15 protein-coding genes are annotated in these 19,111 nt (G+C 37.2%); 4 read left to right on the top strand and 11 right to left on the bottom strand.

What is annotated here, in order from left to right; genetic code table 11:
• Positions 1-166: 166 nt before the first annotated feature.
• From GHT08_RS02535 to GHT08_RS02510, 6 genes are all read right to left on the bottom strand, one after another.
• Positions 167-424: a hypothetical protein gene (locus GHT08_RS02535; RefSeq protein ID WP_018934037.1), complete on the bottom strand. Its 258-nt coding sequence runs from the start codon at positions 422-424 to the stop codon at positions 167-169.
• Positions 425-496: 72 nt separating this feature from the next.
• Positions 497-1,033 carry an RNA polymerase sigma factor gene (locus GHT08_RS02530; RefSeq protein WP_163579508.1) on the bottom strand — a complete coding sequence of 179 codons (537 nt, stop codon included), beginning with the start codon at positions 1,031-1,033 and terminating at the stop codon, positions 497-499.
• A gap of 14 nt (positions 1,034-1,047) precedes the next feature.
• On the bottom strand, positions 1,048-3,054 hold the full coding sequence (locus GHT08_RS02525; protein ID WP_163579506.1) for a DUF6449 domain-containing protein: 2,007 nt from the start codon (positions 3,052-3,054) through the stop codon (positions 1,048-1,050).
• On the bottom strand, positions 3,029-3,928 hold the full coding sequence (locus GHT08_RS02520; protein WP_163579504.1) for an ABC transporter ATP-binding protein: 900 nt from the start codon (positions 3,926-3,928) through the stop codon (positions 3,029-3,031). Before GHT08_RS02520 ends, GHT08_RS02525 begins: the two co-directional genes overlap by 26 nt.
• Entirely contained in the window at positions 3,903-4,310 is a 408-nt protein-coding gene (locus tag GHT08_RS02515) for a GntR family transcriptional regulator (RefSeq protein ID WP_163579502.1), read from the bottom strand. The genes GHT08_RS02520 and GHT08_RS02515 overlap by 26 nt, the downstream gene beginning before the upstream one ends.
• Before the next feature lie 478 nt (positions 4,311-4,788).
• Positions 4,789-5,397 (bottom strand): alpha/beta hydrolase, encoded by a 609-nt coding sequence (locus GHT08_RS02510; protein ID WP_163579500.1) that lies wholly within the window; start codon positions 5,395-5,397, stop codon positions 4,789-4,791.
• 158 nt (positions 5,398-5,555) lie between these two features.
• On the opposite strand from GHT08_RS02510, the gene GHT08_RS02505 reads away from it, so the two are divergent.
• A complete protein-coding gene (locus GHT08_RS02505; protein WP_238343487.1) occupies positions 5,556-6,197 on the top strand; it encodes a precorrin-2 dehydrogenase/sirohydrochlorin ferrochelatase family protein in 642 nt (213 codons plus the stop codon).
• Between the two features lie 161 nt (positions 6,198-6,358).
• Here GHT08_RS02505 and GHT08_RS02500 read toward each other — a convergent pair whose 3' ends face one another.
• From GHT08_RS02500 to nirB (GHT08_RS02480), 5 genes are all read right to left on the bottom strand, one after another.
• Positions 6,359-7,405, bottom strand: coding sequence for an anthranilate phosphoribosyltransferase (locus tag GHT08_RS02500; protein WP_163579498.1), 1,047 nt, complete (start codon positions 7,403-7,405; stop codon positions 6,359-6,361).
• On the bottom strand, positions 7,377-8,144 hold the full coding sequence (locus GHT08_RS02495; protein ID WP_163579497.1) for a sirohydrochlorin chelatase: 768 nt from the start codon (positions 8,142-8,144) through the stop codon (positions 7,377-7,379). Before GHT08_RS02495 ends, GHT08_RS02500 begins: the two co-directional genes overlap by 29 nt.
• Before the next feature lie 12 nt (positions 8,145-8,156).
• On the bottom strand, positions 8,157-8,939 hold the full coding sequence (gene cobA, locus GHT08_RS02490) for a uroporphyrinogen-III C-methyltransferase (protein ID WP_163579496.1): 783 nt from the start codon (positions 8,937-8,939) through the stop codon (positions 8,157-8,159).
• 672 nt (positions 8,940-9,611) lie between these two features.
• Positions 9,612-9,938: a nitrite reductase small subunit NirD gene (gene nirD, locus GHT08_RS02485; protein WP_018934047.1), complete on the bottom strand. Its 327-nt coding sequence runs from the start codon at positions 9,936-9,938 to the stop codon at positions 9,612-9,614.
• 17 nt (positions 9,939-9,955) lie between these two features.
• Positions 9,956-12,355 carry a nitrite reductase large subunit NirB gene (nirB, locus tag GHT08_RS02480; protein ID WP_163579495.1) on the bottom strand — a complete coding sequence of 800 codons (2,400 nt, stop codon included), beginning with the start codon at positions 12,353-12,355 and terminating at the stop codon, positions 9,956-9,958.
• A gap of 235 nt (positions 12,356-12,590) precedes the next feature.
• Here nirB (GHT08_RS02480) and nirB (GHT08_RS02475) point away from each other — a divergent pair, with 235 nt between their 5' ends.
• From nirB (GHT08_RS02475) to GHT08_RS02465, 3 genes are all read left to right on the top strand, one after another.
• Positions 12,591-14,915, top strand: a complete 2,325-nt coding sequence (nirB, locus tag GHT08_RS02475; RefSeq protein ID WP_163579494.1) for a nitrite reductase large subunit NirB — start codon at positions 12,591-12,593, stop codon at positions 14,913-14,915.
• A gap of 111 nt (positions 14,916-15,026) precedes the next feature.
• On the top strand, positions 15,027-17,162 hold the full coding sequence (gene nasC / locus GHT08_RS02470) for an assimilatory nitrate reductase catalytic subunit NasC (RefSeq protein WP_163579493.1): 2,136 nt from the start codon (positions 15,027-15,029) through the stop codon (positions 17,160-17,162).
• Between the two features lie 372 nt (positions 17,163-17,534).
• Entirely contained in the window at positions 17,535-18,977 is a 1,443-nt protein-coding gene (locus GHT08_RS02465; protein ID WP_163579491.1) for an MFS transporter, read from the top strand.
• Positions 18,978-19,111 lie beyond the last annotated feature (134 nt).

The following is a 19,111-nucleotide window of genomic DNA, read 5'->3' as shown; positions in this document are numbered from 1 at the left end:
TATCGTTCTGTTTCTGCGCATTTGATAATATGCATATGCACCTATACCAATAGAAGCAAGCATTGGTAGCATTCTGTTTCCTCTTCTCATGTGTATCCCTCCATTCAATTGGGTACACCTATATTCTTTGCCATTTGGATAATTCTAATCGGCATTATTCTAGGTTTTACTGGAATTTGCTGCCGACGAAAAGAAAGAACAAAATAAATAAGCCAATCGTAAACGGTAAGGCACCGATTAAGCTGAGACTCATACCATTATAGCCACCTACTACTTCATTGCCAATTAAATAAATAATTACACCAGCAGCACAGCTTACAAATCCCCACCAATAGGCAAGCTTTTTCCATAAACTGTACACTGCGCCAATCACAAATAAGCATAAAAATATCCACGGTAAGACAACATATATAATGTAACTCATGTAATTCATCCTTTGATTAACCATACTAATCCTATTATAAACCTATTTGATAAAAGAAAAAACCAGAAACATTTAAGCTCCTGATTTTAACAAATAATCATGATTAACTTGATAATGCTTTTTAAGCAATTGTCTAGTTCTAAATATCCGAGTTTTAACAGCTGAATGACTAATCTTTAACGTTCTTGCTATCGTGTCATCGTCTAATTCTAATTTAAATTTTAACTGAAAAACATGTTTTAACTTCTTGCTTTTATTTATGCATTGCTCTAATTCATCCAATGTTGATTGCCAATTTATTTGATCATCCACTTCATTTGTAGAAAAGAGAGTCAATTCTTCAATCATGTATGGATTGTCGAATAAACATGTGTGACGACGCTTTTCCTTCCTTAATATATCGATTGCCGTTCTTGAGGTGACTGTTCGTAACCATGCTCCCCATTTATCAATAGCTTCCATTTCTGCGTGTTGTTTCATCACCTTCATCCATGACTCCTGGACAACGTCTTCTGCAATTTGCTGATCTTTCACTATTTTTAATGCTGTATAGTACATCATTGACTGATACTGTTCTACTAATGATTGATAAAAGTCATTCGCGAACATGGATTTCACCTCCCTTATTTAAAATAGTCTGTTACATAACTTGGCAACTGATCTTCACTAACTTGATAAGCTTCGATAATATTTTTATCGGATGGTCCGTAATAAGCAATCTCCCATGTTCCATCCACATCATTGTTCAGGTTAATAAGTTCTTCAATTTGCTCACTGTCCTCTATAAGCATCCATTCGTTACGATCAATTTCTTCCATATGAGGTAGTTCATAAAAGCTTTCTTCATTTTTCTGTGAGTTAGAAATGGCAACCATGGAAACATCAGTCGAATGAATGGTTAGACCGCGATCTAATTCTTCTTGTTCCAAAACTTCTAATACCTTTGAGTAACTATCTAATAAAGGCACGTGATAGAAGTAGATCTGATCCGACTCCACCTCAAATTCAAGATACTTCGATTCTCCATAGATCCTGCTATGAGTCATTTCTTCATAAGAAGTTTTCAGATAATCTTGCTTTAAAGCATCAGTAATTTTGTTAATGTTTTGCTGATCAGTTACTTGCTGTCTATAATCATAGCCAGAGACAGCAACAGACCTTATACGATTGTTTTTGTCATTTAACCAATCTAAACTGGATTGTTTGTATTCTTTCGATTCTAAAATTGGTTTTACATATTCTTCTACTTCATCCATGGACGGAATAAAATATTGCCTTACCATTCTTTTTCCATTTTTTAAATGATAGATGATTTCTATATCTGTTGATTTCTCCATGTAAATATTATCTTGGTACTGTCCGATATGATCATTTGCTAGGATATATTCATGTAGGTTAATGACCTTCTCCATTAATTCCGGATTGGTAATATTGGATTTTTCTAATTTTTGATCTAATCTACCACCGTACCAATTATTAAATGTGTTTTGCTCGACAAAATAAATTCCTTCCACTTCCTCTTTTTCAGGAACATTTGCCTCGAATCCATACCAATCGAACATGACAGATAATATCACCACGATAGAAATTCCTATATAAATCATAAAACCCTTCCATTGGTCAAATACTCGCCATGTTTTCTGGATTAACATTTTTGCTAACAAATAACCAAATAAAGCACCACAGATATAACCAAATATCATCCATCCTTCAGACTGCTGCTGAACTGCACCAAAATAAACTCCGCCAAGTAACATAAAACAAAAAGTAACACCAAATTTAAAAATTGGCTTGAGTAAAGGAAAGGCAATCGTTTGATTGGCAGATTCTATCGGACGAATTCGATATAACATCAAGGATATGCCAATAAAGACAGCGGAGAGTAACCAATATATTCCATATATCCAATTAGTAATTTCGAGATTACTTTTATTAGACAGTTCTATAAACCACCATATCGGTGTTAAATTGCTGGAATAGGAAAAGAAACTTGCATTATGAACACTAAAACCTTCCAATAGCATATTTAAATTTTCGTTAATTAATGCGGAGATCCCCGCAGGAAAAATAATAAATATAAAGCTTAAACCACCTTGAACTACCGACATACCTGTTAATGTACCAACACAGTATGCAATAGCATATAAGAAAGTTGTAAAGGTCAAAGTTTCATAAAACCAATTTAAGATGTCTTTACTTTGATAAATAAACTCAACGTCCATCACTCCAGACAAAACAAAGAGAACACAAGCTGTAATACACATTGGAACAAGGATCATCATGTAACCTATTAAAAATTGGTGAGTAAAAAGTTGAGAACGTCTCAGCGGTAAACTATGAATAAAATCTGCTGACCCTTTCACATGCATGTACCGAGATGTAAAAACAGCTGCCAACATCGGAATAATAAGAAACAATATGCCTTGTATTTCACCGTTTATACCAAATAGACCGTCAACATGCTGGCGAAAATAGTTAATATCATTCGGATCATTTTTTGTTTTGACCATAATAATTTGTAACGGTAATAAGAACAACAGGGCAAGAAAATAACCGATACCAATCCAACCGAAAGAACGGAAAGCTTGCTTCCATAATTCTTTTTTAAAGTAAGATGTTTTCGATGGCATATCCAACACCCTCCATTTCATAGATAAAAATTTCCTCTAGTGTTAATGGTAAAATATCAAACACAATTGGATTAAATCGTTCGATTATTTCCTCTACTTCCTGGTCATCACCACGGATAATACAGATATAAACACTTCCACGCTTCTCTTGATGTAGGATGTCTAACTTTTCAAAAAGTGTCTGATCTACTTCTTCTTTGAAAGCAATTTGTACTTTGTGAATATCTGACTTAAGTTCATCTAAGTCTTTTTCTAATAACAGTTTTCCACGATGAATGATACCAACAGCATCACAAATATCCTCTACTTCTCCCAAGTTATGAGAAGAAACAAGAACTGTCATTTCTCGTTCGGCAACATCTTGAATAATCCAAGATTTAATTTTCCGACGTATTACCGGATCTAAGCCGTCAAAGGGCTCATCAAGAATTAAGTAATCAGGCATTGCGCATAATGCGAGCCAAAAAGCTACTTGCCTTTGCATCCCTTTTGAAAAACGTTGGATTTTGCGATTGGGATCTAAATCAAGTGCCTGTTGCATTTGATCAAAACGTTTTTGGTTCCAATTGGGATAAACATTCATATAAAAGGTTGCCATTTGTGCTACGGTGTAGTGGGAGAAAAAGAACAATGAATCGGGAATGAATATCATCCGTTCTTTTAGTCTTACATTTTCAAATACCGGTTTTCTTTCTAGTTCTACAGCCCCTTCATTTTGCTTGATAATACCTGCGATTGTCTTTAATAAGGTTGTTTTACCAGCACCGTTGGACCCGAGCAAACCGTAGATCGACCCTCTTTGGATTTTTAAACTTACGTCATTCAATACATAATCTTTTTCGTATTTTTTAACGACGTTCTGAACTTGAATCATCTTCATCCCCCCTTGTTACCGATTGCTCCACTTCTGTAATCAATTTTTCTAACTCTTCTATGGTTATTCCTAAAAAAAGTGCCTCTGCTATTTGTTTTTTCAAATGCTCTTTCACTTTTTTGGTTTCAGCTGAATTATCTGTCATCATGATGTGATTCACGAAGCTTCCCTTCCCTTTCACTGAATATATATATCCTTGTGCCTCTAATTCACGATAAGCTTTTTGAATCGTATTAGGGTTAATCGACAGCTGCTGAGCGAGCACACGAACAGAGGGCAACTTCTCATCTTTTTCCAAGACATTATTAATGATTAACTGCTTCAGGCGATCTACTAGCTGCTCATAAATTGGCTTTCGACTACGCAAATCCAATTCAAACATAACACCCTCCCTTTCCACTGTGTGAACTGTATTAATTGTATTAACTGTATTAATATGTTTAGTACAGTTATATTATATACCTTACCTAGGAAAATGCAAGAAGAAATTTTTTGTTCTTGAGAGTGTTCTCGAAGCCCTTTTTCTGGTTTTGCCACTTTTTTGTCCTCGAGAGAGCTTCTCGAAGACAATTTTTTGATTCCTTCACTTTACTGACTTTTATAATGCTACTGGAATAGAGATTACTAACAAATCTTACTAATTAAGAAGTAGAGAGCAAAAGCGCAGGGACCAATTAGAAACTAGAATCAACTGAATTACAGGAATCTGATGATGCCTTTCACCTAAAGGAACGACGAACATGATCTAGTATCGATGTTTGTTACAGGACGGGGCTCGACACGCCCTTCCTCAGGTCAAATTTTATAATTTTCCAGAAAAAAAGCTATGCATCTTATAAAAAAGATACATAGCTTCACGCTTAAATATTTTTATTATGATACCACTCTTTTGCAGCTTCTGCTTCTGTTTGGGTTAACTGATGTCCATTATTTTCCCAGTGAACCTCTACATCTGCCCCATTTTCTTTCAAAACTTCCTCCAGATCTAGTGATTCTTGCTCCGTACATAATGGATCATTTCGGCCAGCTGTTATCAATACTTTTACACCTGCAAGATCAGGTAGTTCAATACCTCGTCTAGGCACCATTGGATGATGCAGAACAGCAGCATTTAATGCATCTTGATAATGGAATAATAAACTGCCAGCAATATTAGCCCCATTTGAATAACCGACTGCAATGACGTAATTACGATCGAACCCATACTCTTCAGCAGATTCATCCAAAAATTCATGCAACTCTTGGGTTCGTAACACTAGATCTTCTTCATCAAATACCCCTTCAGCTAATCGTTTAAAAAAACGTGGCATTCCATTTTCAGAGACACTCCCACGTACACTTAAAATATTTGCATCAGGATCAATAATATTCGCTAATGGTAGCAAATCATTCTCTGTCCCACCAGTACCATGAAGCAGTAACAGTGTCGGTCCTTGTAGACTTTTACCTTCTTTAAAAATATGTTTCATGTAAACATCCTTTCCGAATATCTCAACTTCAAAATACGTTCAGATAATCAAGCTATCTTTAGTTTAAGAAATTACGCAATCTTCTGTCAATCAGCTTGCCTTGACACCTTTCGAATACTACAATGAAGGGAGACTTCCATTAATGAGCAGGTAACGTCGTGACAAAGAATAGGAGTGGTAACTATATGAACTATTTACCTTTTTTCTTAAATCTAGAAAATAAGCAAATTGTGATCATCGGAGGCGGAAAAGTAGCAGAAAGACGTTTAATTCGACTGCTTCCATTTAAAGATAACATTACAATTGTTAGTCCTACACTGACCGAATCTCTACTTCAACTTATTCATATACATAACATCCATTTGATCCAGACAAAATGTGAACTAGAACATTTTAAGCAAGCAAATCTTATTGTTATTGCAACTAACGATGTGGAGACAAATCAATATGTCGTACAGAACGCACCATCATCTGCTTGGATAAACGCTACACATCAAGCTGAAGCAGGCAATATGCACTTTCCCATTACCATTCAAAGAGGTAAATTACAAATTGCCATTTCGACTGGTGGTGCTAGTCCGATCTTAGCAAAAAGACTAAAAAAATCAATCGAAGCAGAATTACCAGATCAATACGAACAATATATTGATTTTTTATTTGAAGCGCGACAACTTATGAAGAAATTAAATATCTCTTCTTCTGTTCGAAAAAAGCTGTTACATGAAGTCGTAGAAAAACCGATCTATTCACGAGAAGAACAACAAATTTGGATCGAAAATGTAAGTAAAAGCCACAAATGACTTGCTTGCTAACACAATTTTTTAACGTTGTTTGCTATATTTTATCCTTCATATGCTTGATGAGAGACACTTTTTTCCTCTTTTTGCTTTTTTTGTCCTTCATAGGCTTGATGAGGGATACTTTCTTTACTTATTATCAAAAAGACAAATGTGATGGAAGATTAAGCCTCACATTTGTCTTTCTGCAATTCTTTTAACTTCTGCATGGCTCTGCCGGATTTTATTTGCTCTTCCGCTATTTCAATCCCTTCTTCAATGGAACGAGTAACCTTAAATAAATAGTAGCGCAAGCCAGCATTTAATAATATTTGATGATAATAATAGCTGTGTTCCTGTTTTTGATCACCGGAAAAAATAGCATGAATAATACTTGCTTGTTCCTTAGCAGACAGTTTGACAGTTTTATCAAAATCTTTGTATTCTAATCCGTAATCTTTCGGTTTCATGATAAAAGAATTCAACCCAGCTGGTGTCCAATCAAACACAAAACTATTACGATGAACAGGTACATCTTCAGATCCTTCTAAGCCTTGAACGATATATACATGTTGATATTCCAGATGTTTAAAGACTCCTTCTAACTTGTTAATTGCAGTACGGTGAAACGCACCTAACATTACATTTTTCGCTTGAGAAATATTGATAAGCTTTTCCACCGTATTGAATAAGGTACGAACGCCGATCTCCTTACGAATGGATCTTAGCTTAGCGAGTGATGGACTGTATTGTTCTGTATCCACAAAGGCCATATTGATTTTTCTCATCTTCTTTTCTGTTTCATCACGTTCACTATCAACTGCAACTCCTAATTCGGAAAAAATCGCTTTTAAGGATGTTCCATATTTTGGTGGCAATGTATCACTAGCTGATAGAAATACCGGCACACCATAATCTGCTAACAATAACGATACAGGTATGGTTGCAGCAAAAGAATTTCGACCATTATATGGTCCAGCAAAATCGATTGCTTTTTCCGTGACTTCATCTGGTAAATGTAACCTCTTCGTATGTTGTTGTAATGTATGAATAAATGCTAATAACTCTTCATGTGTTTCCGTTTTTATCCGTTCTGCAACCAAATATGCTGCAATTTGGGCAGTGGTTGCTTCACCAGATATAATACTTTCTGCTACTTGCAATGTTTGTTGATAATCTAGATCCTTTGATCCTTTTTTCCCTCTAGCTACTTCTTTCAGCCATTGTTGCATATCTGTCCGCTCCTTCTCTCGCTTCTGCCACTCTTTCCACTAATACTTCGACTACATTGGGATGGTGCCCTAAATAATCAGCGAGCAATACCTTTTGCCCTCTCTTTAAGTCTAATGAATCAATATACTCTTTAATTCCCTTATCTAATAAACCAGTAAAAAGAAGATATGGCAGGACAAGAACTGATTTACCTTGCTTCACCTTTTCCAATAAGAATGGCTCAAACTTTGGCTGACTCGCAGCCAAGAAGCATTTATCGATCTGATTTTGAGGAAAATGGCTCCTTAGCATACTGACAATTCGTTCGGTATCCTTTACTGCCGATACATCACTGCTTCCTCGACCGACAAGTAAAATATCGATCTCTTCCAGGGTTTCGGTACAGGATTTGATTCGATCTACTAAAATATCTACCATTTTCGGTTCAACTTCGATTGCTCGACCATAAACGATTTCCACTTCCGGAAAGCGATACTTCTCTTTGGCAATCAGGTCTGGAATGTCTTTTTTGGCATGGCCAGCTGTCAATAAAAGAATCGGCATAATAACAACCTTCGTCGCTCCTTGATCGACTACCTTACGAACTGTTTCGGTTAAATCAGGTTCTTGTAATTCTAAAAAACAAGTCTCTTGGATTCGGGCAGTAATATTCTTCTTGACTTTATCGATTAATGCAAAAGATTCTTGTTTGGCTTCTTCTACCCTACTCCCATGACAAATATAAATGACAGCTTCCATTGTTTCTCACTCCTAAAATGCTTTTAATGTAGCAATAGTCTCTTGATCTTGAAATCTATCTTTTAAATATTGGAGTTTTTCACCAACTTTGACCACTTCCCCAATGACAATCATCGCTGGGTTTTTCACCTGATGTTGTTCTACAAGGTGGACAATATTCTGTAAAGTTCCTATAATGACTTTTTGGTTGGGCGTAGTGCCTTCCTGAATAATTGCAATTGGCGTTTGGCTTGATTTTCCACATTTTATTAATTGTTCCGTAATAAAAGGTAGATTACTCATCCCCATATAAATAGCTAACGTGTCCACCGATTTAGCTAAATACTCCCATTGAATATCTGAAGGTTCCCCGTTCTTACAATGACCTGTTACGACAGCAAAAGAACGACCTAATTCACGGTGTGTAATCGGGATATCTGCATATGCAGGTGCTGCAATGCCTGAAGTGATGCCAGGAACAACTTCATAGGATAATCCATTTTTCGCCAAAGCTTCTGCTTCTTCTGCACCACGACCAAATACAAAGGGATCTCCTCCCTTTAAGCGTACTACAAATTTCTTCTTTTTGCCATATTTGACGAGCAAATGATTGATCGTTTCTTGCTTCATTAGATGCAGCTTTGGTAATTTACCACAATATATAAGGTCTGCCTCAGGTTTAGCTTCTTTTAATAATTCCGGATTAACAAGTCGATCGTATAAAATAACGTCTGCCTGTTGAATAGCTTTTAATGCTTTCACCGTAATCAAGTCCGGATCACCAGGACCTGCCCCAATCAAATAAACCTTCCCCATATTTATTCCCTCCATAATCATGATTACTAAACTTGTAGCTTATAATCTCTTGTAAATAAATTTGTTAGTGGATACATACCGCGAAGTAATGAAAGTTGAAAAAGTGAGGCTTCCTCCCATTCTGAATAATGATGAGTGCTGAAACGACGCTGCGGAAAAAATACTCGCTTTCCGTGGGGAACGCTTCAGCCAGGGAACTTCTTGATTGAACATCTTTGCTCCCTTGCACCGAGGAAGCCTACTTCGAAGCTTTCCTAGGAGACGCAGGTGCATCACGCGGGGTCTTCAGACTGTTCCTTTCCCACAGGAGTCTCGCATTTTTTCCACAGCTTAGTGTAGTGTTCTGATGAAATAACAGAAATCCTAAGAATATAGTTCCCTAAGTTCCATTCTTACAATATCAGAACACTAAAATAAGCGTAGGCAGAATACGGAGACTCCTGTGGGACAGCGAGAGCTGAAGATCCACTTTGCAAAGTGGTCTTCTTTGCAAAGTTAGCTGAAGCCGAGCCCACGGAAAGCGCAGTATTCTGCCGGAGCGTATGGCAGCACTTATCAAAATACAGAATGGAAGAGAGCAAATTCATGTCCACTTACTTCGCAGTCTATGGATGTTGCTCATCTCTTGATTTATAAGAAAAGCCATGTACAAATACATGGCTTTTCCGTTGGTTATTTTTCTGGAATTTCTACATATACTTGGTTATCTTCGATGCTAGTTTTATAGGTTTGAACACAGCCTTCGTCAGGCGCTTGTACTAATCCGTCTGATACGTTAATCTTCCAATCATGTAACGGGCAAAAGACATGCTCTCCACTTACCATACCTTCTGACAGCACCCCGCCGCGATGGGGACATTTGTTTTCAATTGCTTTCACATTACCGTTAGATAAACGAAATACTGCAATTTCTTTATCCTCTACAACTACTGCTTTACCCAAACTCACTGGTAAATCTTGATAATTTCCGATGAATACTTTTCGTACTGTTTGTTCCATTCTGCTTCCCCCATCCTTTATTTCGTCGCTACTTTTTCATATAAGTCTTTAAGTGTCGTTTCACTTTCCAGTACTTCACTCCAAGGTTCTTTATAAATACCTAGTGCCTCATCCATACGTTCGTTCAATTCTTTACGTAGCTCTTCATCATTCACAACTTCTTGGATATGTTCAATACCAACACGTTCTACGTAATGTGACGTTCTTTCTAGGTAACTAGCATTCTCGCGATAATATTGTAAAAAGGCTGCAGTATACTCTAAAACTTCTTCCTGCGATTTAACTTTTACAAGTAATTCAGCTTTTCTGAGCTCAGTACCACCATTTCCGCCAACATATACTTCCCATACACCATCTAAACCAACAACACCTACATCCTTAATTCCACCTTCTGCACAGTTACGTGGACAAGCGGATACCCCCATTTTTACTTTGTGTGGTGTGTTTAACCCTTCAAATTTTTTCTCTAATTGAATTCCCATCCCTGTAGAATCCTGCGTTCCAAATCGACAAAACTCAGCACCAACACAAGTTTTAACGGTACGTACTGATTTGCCATATGCATAACCGGAAGGCATCCCCAAATCCTTCCAGACATTTGGTAAGTCTTCTTTTTTCACACCTAGTAAATCAATACGTTGACCACCAGTTAGTTTAATCATACCGACATCATATTTTTCTGCCACATCTGCAATGGTACGCAAATCTTCTGCATTCGTCACACCACCATACATTCTCGGCACAACGGAATAAGTACCATCTTTTTGAATGTTGGCATGTAATCGTTCATTGACAAAACGTGATTCGCGTTCATCCTCATGTTCTTTCGGATAAATCATGCCTAAGTAGTAGTTAAGTGCTGGCTTACACTTGGAACAGCCTTCCTCTGTTTTCCACCCTAATACGTTCATCACTTCTTTCGTATGTGTTAAACCTTTTTCTTTAATTTCTGCTACTACTTCATCACGGGTAAGGTCTGTACAAGCACAAATCGATTCTTTCGTATTTGCTTCATATTCGTCACCTAGCGTTTCGGTTAATAATTCAGATACTAGGTGTTTACAAGTACCACAGGAACGAGATGCATTGGTAGCACCTTTCACTTCTTCCACTGATGATAGACCATCTGCTTTGATAGCATCGACTATCGCACCTTTTGAAACACCATTACAACCACAGATAATTTCATCATCGCTCATCGAGGCTACAATACTTTCCCCAGCATCAGCACCCTGTTGACTCTCTAAGTACTCTTCTACATTAGCCCCTTTCGTAATCAGACTTTTTAATTTGGTACCTTCTTTTGTATTACCGAACAATACCGCACCAGTCAGCTTATCATCTTTTACTAATATCTTCTTGTACGTATTTTGCCATTCATCAAAAACTTTGATTGATTTTGTTTTAGCTGTTTCATTAATTAATCCAGTAGAAAAGACATCTACTCCAGATACTTTCAATTGTGTCGAAAGTACAGAACCTTTGTATCCTTGATGATTCATACCGCAAATATGTTTTGCTAGAGCTTGGCCTTGTTCATACAACGGAGCAACTAGACCATATACCATGCCATTATGCTCTGCACATTCTCCTACTGCATAAATATTGGCTATGTTTGTCTCCATATGATCGCTTACAACAATGCCTCGGTTAACTTCAATCCCTGTCTCCTGTGCTAACGCTACATTTGGTCTAATCCCCACAGCCATTACAACTAAATCTGCAGGAATAGCACCACCATCTTTAAACTTTAAACCGGTTACGCGTTTTTTACCGGTAATTTCAGCTGTTTGTTTCTCAAGATAAAAATTCATCCCTTGAGACTCTAATTCTTTTTGTAGTAACTCCCCAGCTGGACGATCTAATTGACGTTCCATTAAATAGTCAGCCAAGTGAATAACATCTACTTCCATACCTAGATTCAGTAAACCGCGTGCTGCCTCCAAACCTAGTAAACCGCCACCGATAACAGCAGCTCGTTTATAGTTTTTCGAGGCATCGATCATTTTCTCACAATCTTCTATATCACGGAAAGCTGTTACCCCTTCTTTATCCGCGCCTGGAAGTGGCAACATAAATGGATTGGAACCAGTTGCAATAATCAAATGGTCATAAGGAGTTTCCTTTCCTTTGTCGGTATATACTTTTTTGTTATCTTTATCAATCTTTGTCACCGTCTCACCTGGATAAAGTAAAATTCCATTATCTTCATACCATTGCCATTCATTTAACGTAATATCTTTTATCTCCGTATCTCCTTGTAATACTTTTGATAATTGAATACGGTTATAATTTGGATATGGCTCTTTACCAAATACGGTAATATCGAACTGGTCAGGTAAAAGTTTCAAAATCTCTTCAATGGTACGAATACCTGCCATACCATTTCCAATTAGTACAAGCTTTTTCTTCTCCATTTTGAATCCCCCAATTTGAGTGTGGAAATTTAACTTGACTTCAGCGTACACCTCTAGAAAAAAAGTTTCTATTTTGTTGTTAACTTTTCTAACATCATTTTTCAAAAAATTAAAATTATTCTCCAAAAAAGAACGTAACATTTTCTAACAGAGAAAAGGAAAACAAATAAACTGCATGATATTCTGCATGTGATGCTAGAATGATCTAGTTTCAAAGTTGGGAGGAACTATCTATATGAAAAAACAGCACCTCGTTATGATAGGGAACGGTATGGCTGGATTAAAAACAATCGAGTATTTGTTAAAAGAAACGAATCAATTATACGATATAACCATTTTCGGATCTGAACCTTACACTAACTATAGTCGTATCATGCTGTCATCTGTTTTACAGGGTGATGTAACGTTCGATGACATTACGATTCATGATTGGAAATGGTATGAAGATAATGAAATTACCCTATATCCAAATGAAACGGTTATCGAAATAGATGATCAACAGCAATTAATTGCTACTGATAAAGAAAGAAAAATGAATTACGACAAGCTTATTATCGCCACCGGTTCAAATCCGTTTATTTTACCTCTTCCCGGTATAGATAAAGAAGGAGTTATGACATTTAGAACGATTGATGATTGTAAAAAAATGATCGAAGCTGCCAAGCATTATAAAAAAGCAGCAGTTATAGGAGGTGGGCTGCTCGGATTGGAAGCAGCTCGGGGATTACTAAATTTAGGGATGGAAGTTGATGTCATTCACCTTGCTGATCGCCTTTTGAATAATCAATTAGATGCTAAAGCAAGTCTCTTATTAAAGAAAGAACTAGAACGACAAGGTATGCATTTCTATCTAGAGAAAGAAACATCAGAAATCTATGGAGATATGAGTGTTGAAGGCTTGCGTTTTAAGGATGGTACATCTATCAATACAGATTTGGTCGTCATGGCAGTTGGAATTAAAGCGAATATTGGCTTGGCTCAGAAATCTAGGATCGAAGTCAACAGAGGGATTGTCGTAAATGATCAAATGGAAACAAGTACTCCGAACATTTATGCAGTCGGAGAATGTACAGAACATAGTGGTATGGTATATGGACTTGTAAAACCATTATATGAACAGGCAGAAGTGCTTGGACAACATCTAGCAAATCAACAAGCTCAATATAGAGGATCTACTGTTTATACCCAGCTAAAGATTTCAGGAATCGATCTTTTCTCTGTCGGTAAAATAGACGAAACCGACCAGACCAAAGCCATTTATTCCTATGATGAAATTGGAGAAACATACAAAAAAGTCTTATTTGACGAAGACAAGGCAGTTGGCGCTGTTTTATACGGAGACACCTCACTTGGTGGCAGCTTGTTGGACATGATCAAAAAACAAAAATTTATACCTGATCACCAAAAAGCGGAACTGTTACAACCAGTTAAAATTGAAGAATCCTATGCAGCCACCCTTCCTAGAAATGAACATGTATGCACTTGTAACAGTGTTTCCAAATCTTGCATTATTGAGAATGTGTTAAATAAAAACCTAAACTCGGTTCATGATGTGAAAACACACACAAAAGCCTCTAGCTCATGTGGTGGATGCAAGCCTGTTGTACAGGAATTGCTCGACTATATACAGAGCGATTTCTTTCATGAAACAGTAAAAGATAATCGTTTCTGCTCATGTACTTCCTTAACAGAAGATGAAGTCGTTCGGGCAATCCAACAGTATAACTTAACATCTATCAATATGATTATGGAAACACTGGAATGGAATAACGCCACAGGTTGTTCTTCGTGTCGTCCTGCTCTTCATTATTACCTGGAAATGATTTATCCAGAACATTATGTGCATGAAGAATTTTTATTTCTAGATCATAAAACAAATGCTTTTCTTGAGAAAGATGGTACTTACACCATTGTACCGCAGTTATACAGCGGAAAAATTACAACAGAACAATTCAAACGGATTAGTGATGTGCTGATAGATTTTAAGATTGATACTGTATCCATATCATCTGATCAACGCCTTATCATAAACGGAATTCAGGAAAGTGACCTGCTTTCTGTTTGTAACGCCTTAAATATGACATTACACAGTTATCATCCTTCATCACTTCGAAGTGTACAAATACCAGAGTGTAACTGTAATAAAGAGAAAGAAGCACTTTCTACACTAATACAAGAAATAGAACAACAAACAGAATTTTTGAATTTGCCAACATCTCTCACCATAAAAGCATTTTGCTGTAAGAACATGCTAAGAGAGCATTATTTTGATCTAGCACTTTTACAAACCGGTAATGGATGGGAGTTCTTAACTGATCAAGGAATTTTATACGCAACGATTAACCCACAGGAAATGAGAAACGTATTACTTTCATTCCTACAATATTATCGGCGGTCCGCTAATTATAATGAAAAAACCGTACAATGGACTGAACGTGTTGGGATCGTTCATATTCGCGAGGTTCTCTTTGATTCAGCAACACAACAAATGCTCTTGGATGATTTAAATAATGATCAAATAAGTCGCAAACAATTAATGATTCGCCATCCCCAATTATAAAGTGAGACTTCCTTCAGTGGGGCATCTTGCCCCACTGAAGGTTAGCGAAACTTATCAGGGAGTTAGTGCCCGTGATAATCAGCCTTATTTTGAGAAAGGAAGAAGATATTTATGACCGAACTAATGCTCAAATATTTCCGAGATAAACAACAGAAAGTTCAATCCGAACAAATATATGAAACACAATGTCCATACTGCAGCATGCAATGCAAAATGCAGTTAATTGAGCAGCGAATCGTATCAAGAAAGAAACACAAAACGGTTGGTAAAGATAACCCTACCTCACAAGGCAGATTGTGTGTGAAAGGAATGAACGCCCATCAACATGCACTCCATCATGATCGCTTAAAACAACCACTAAGGCGAATCAATGGAGAATTCGAACCGATTACATGGGAAGAAGCATACCAATTGATCCAAGAAAATTTTGAACAGATTCAAAAAGAAGATGGTAAAGATGCCTTGTCTGTTTATGGAAGTGCATCTGTTACGAATGAAGAAGCTTACTTGTTAGGGAAATTTGCGCGTGTTGCTCTGGAAACCAAACATATTGATTATAACGGCAGACTTTGTATGGCTTCCGCTGCAACTGGTGCAAACATGACATTCGGAATCGACCGAGGCTTTACCAACACTCTTCAAGAAGTGCCACATACCAGATGTATTATTTTAGCAGGTACTAACATTGCTGATTGCCAGCCTACTATCATGCCATATTTTGAAAAAGCAAAAGAAAATGGCGCCTATATTATTGCCATCGATCCACGGGAGACTAGTACAACCAATTTAGCAGATCTTCATATTAAAAATATACCTGGCACAGATGTCGCAATCGCAAATGGTGTTTTAAAAATATTAATCGACCTAGACTTAATTGATCATGCTTTTATCGAACAACGAACAGAAGATTTTGCGGAAGTAAGAGCATATACCCAATCGATCATATTAGATGATGTTGCCAAAACAGCAGGAGTTTCCCTGGATGAATTATATCAAATCGCACTTGTATTTGGCCGTGAATCCTCAGGAATGATCTTTACCGCTCGAGGCATCGAACAGCAAATCAACGGAACAGAAACTGTCCGAAGCTTTTTAAACCTGCTACTTGCTACTGGTAAGATTGGTAAACGTAATTCTGGGTATGGAGCAATCACCGGTCAAGGAAATGGTCAAGGAGCGAGAGAACATGGACAAAAAGCTGATCAGCTTCCTGGTTATCGCTTAATCGAAAATCCAAAAGATCGTCAATACATTGCAAATGTCTGGGGAATTGAAGAAAAAAATCTGCCTAGAAAAGGTGTTTCTGCCTATGAAATGTTTGAAAAAATTATCGCTGGCGAGATAACTAGTATGTTTGTTATGTGTTCCAATCCGATCGTTTCCAATCCTAATGCCAATTTAATCAAAAAGGCCTTACAAAAACTAAAGTTTCTCGTAGTTTCTGATCTATTCTTATCAGAAACTGCCAAACTAGCAGATTTAGTTTTACCAGCCACCTCCTATTTAGAGGATGAAGGCACATTAACAAATGTCGAAGGGCGAGTAATGCTTAGAGATGCTAGTTATCCTATACAAGGTGAAGCAAAACACGACTGGCAGATTCTTTGTGATATTGCCCAAAGACTAGGTAAAGGGAAATATTTTGATTTTGAACAGGCAGAAGAAATTTTTGAAGAACTTCGTATCGCCAGTAAAGGTGGCAAGGCTGATTACTCTGGTATCACGTATGAGAGATTACGTCAAGAACAAGGAATTCTTTGGCCCTGTACGTCAGAGGACCATGCAGGAACAGACAGACTGTTTGAAGATTCTTTTGCCCATGAAAACGGAAAAGCAAAAATGGCTGTCATCCCCTATCAAAGTATAGATAACAAACCGACTATTACACAAGAATATCCATTATATTTAACAACTGGTCGAGTAATGAGTCACTATTTAACAGGGGAACAAACTAGAAAAAGTCCTTCCTTAGCTGCCAGAGATTTTGAAGCTTTTTTAGAAATTCATCCGCAAACTGCGGAAAAATATGGTATCGAAGCAGATTCACTAGTGCGTGTCACTTCGGAAAAAGGGTGGATTATCGTGAGATGTAGGTTGTCAAGCACGATTCGCAAAGACACTGTTTTTGTTCCTTTTCACTGGACGGAAAAACAAAATGTCAATCGGCTTGTCTCTGATCAATTAGATCCCTATTGCCGAATGCCCGGATTCAAGATGAGCGTCGTTCGATTGAGCCCAGTGAATTAAAAAACATGCAAATAATGGACACTTTTCCGTCTCTGAATAATAAATCCTAAATTAATATTAGATATAAACTGCGAAATAGCTTAGTTGCAAAATGAACAGGGCTTCTCGTCCGGGGATATCTCTTTCCCTTCCCTGGTATCCTTTGCTGTTCCGGGGATATACCCTTTTCTTCCCTGGACATAGTCGTTTATCCTCGGAAGAGAAGATCTTTTCCCTAGAAGAGAAGCCTTTTTCCTCGGAACAGATCGGCGCTTCCAGAGATATATACGTTACTTCGTAGTATATGTAAAAAGCGTTGTTATAAAGCATCAACGTATATGAATAGGGCCTCAATTTAGCAAATTAAAGATTACATTTACAAGGAGTTATATAATGACTACACGTAAACATGACTATGATGGACAAAAGCAAATGCTAACAATCGCAACACTTGCGTTTTTTATAAGTGTGATGGTTTGGTTCAATATGGCACCTTTCCAATCAACGATTCAGGAACAATTAGCACTGTCCACTGATGAAATTGGTGCATTAATGATCGTAAACTTAGCTTTAAGTATTCCCGGACGTATTGTAATCGGTCGATTAGTTGACCGTTATGGTCCGAGAAATGTATTCTCCATTTTACTTATTACAATGAGTATCCCTTGTTTTGTTTTTGCTTTTGGAACCACATATATGCAACTACTCATCTCGAGACTAATATTAGGAACAATTGGTGCTAGCTTTGTAATTGGAATTAGAATGGTAACGGAATGGTTTCCGACAAAACAAGCAGGATTTGCACAAGGAATTTATGCCGGTTGGGGTAATTTCGGATCTGCTTTTGCTGCCTTGACTCTGCCAACATTGGCAGTCTTATTCGGGGGTGAAAATGGTTGGCGTTATGCAATGTGTTTAACAGGTATGCTAGCATTGATATATGGTGTAGTTTTCTATTTAAAAGCAAAGAACACACCAGGCTGGAAAACGTTTCAATATACGAAAACAGCCAATCCTATTAAAGCCACAAGTCAGAATGATTTCATAATTCTACTACTGCTTACGGTCCCTATTTATGGCGGAATAGCGATACTAGTATGGACATTACAACAAACTGGTATATTATCTAATCTAATAGCAACACTCCTCTACATTGCAATTGTACTGTACTATGCTATCAATATGATAAAAAGATGGAAGGTTAATCGAAGTTATTTACAGCAAAAAATACCATATAAGGAAAAGTTTTCTATGAAAAATGTGGCCATTTTAAGTTTTGGATATTTTGCTACTTTTGGATCAGAACTTGCTATTATTTCGATGCTACCGATGTTCTTCCAAAATACGTTCACCGTTAATGCCGTTTTTGCAGCTGCTATCGCTAGTAGCTTTGCTTTTACGAACTTAATTGCACGTCCGGCTGGAGGCTGGCTTAGTGACCGTTTTGGACGGAAGAAAGTTACAATGCTACTATTAGTCAGCCTTTCTCTTCTTTATATCATGATGGCTTTTGTTAATGGCAACTGGCCCATTTACCTAGCACTGTTCCTGACGATCTGCTGTTCACTAGTAAGCCAAGCAGCCTCAGGAGCGATTTTTTCCATGGTATCACTCGTGAAAAAAAATCGAACTGGACAAATAGCTGGAATGGTTGGCGCTTACGGAAATATCGGCTCCCTTTGCTTTCTAGCAGTATTAAACTTATTTGTCCCTTTTACCTTTTTTATCACTATATCTATTATGTTATTAATATGCTTCTTGGCAACAACTCAACTGAATGTCAATCAGTCAAAGCCAGCGTTACAAAGAACGAAATTAAAAGAGAAAGCAATATAAAATCACCGCAAATTGTTGTTAGATAATATTACAACAATTTGCGGTTTATTATTTTTTCCTTGTTAGAGAATTTTACCACTTTATTGTTTATCGTTCCTATACTCCTATAATAAAACCATAACATCACTACAGGA

Origin of the sequence: Gracilibacillus saliphilus (assembly GCF_010994085.1) — a bacterium.
Taxonomy (GTDB): domain Bacteria; phylum Bacillota; class Bacilli; order Bacillales; family Amphibacillaceae; genus Gracilibacillus; species Gracilibacillus lacisalsi.
Note: the sequence above shows the minus strand (reverse complement) of the source record. Positions and strands in the feature narration are given on the sequence as shown.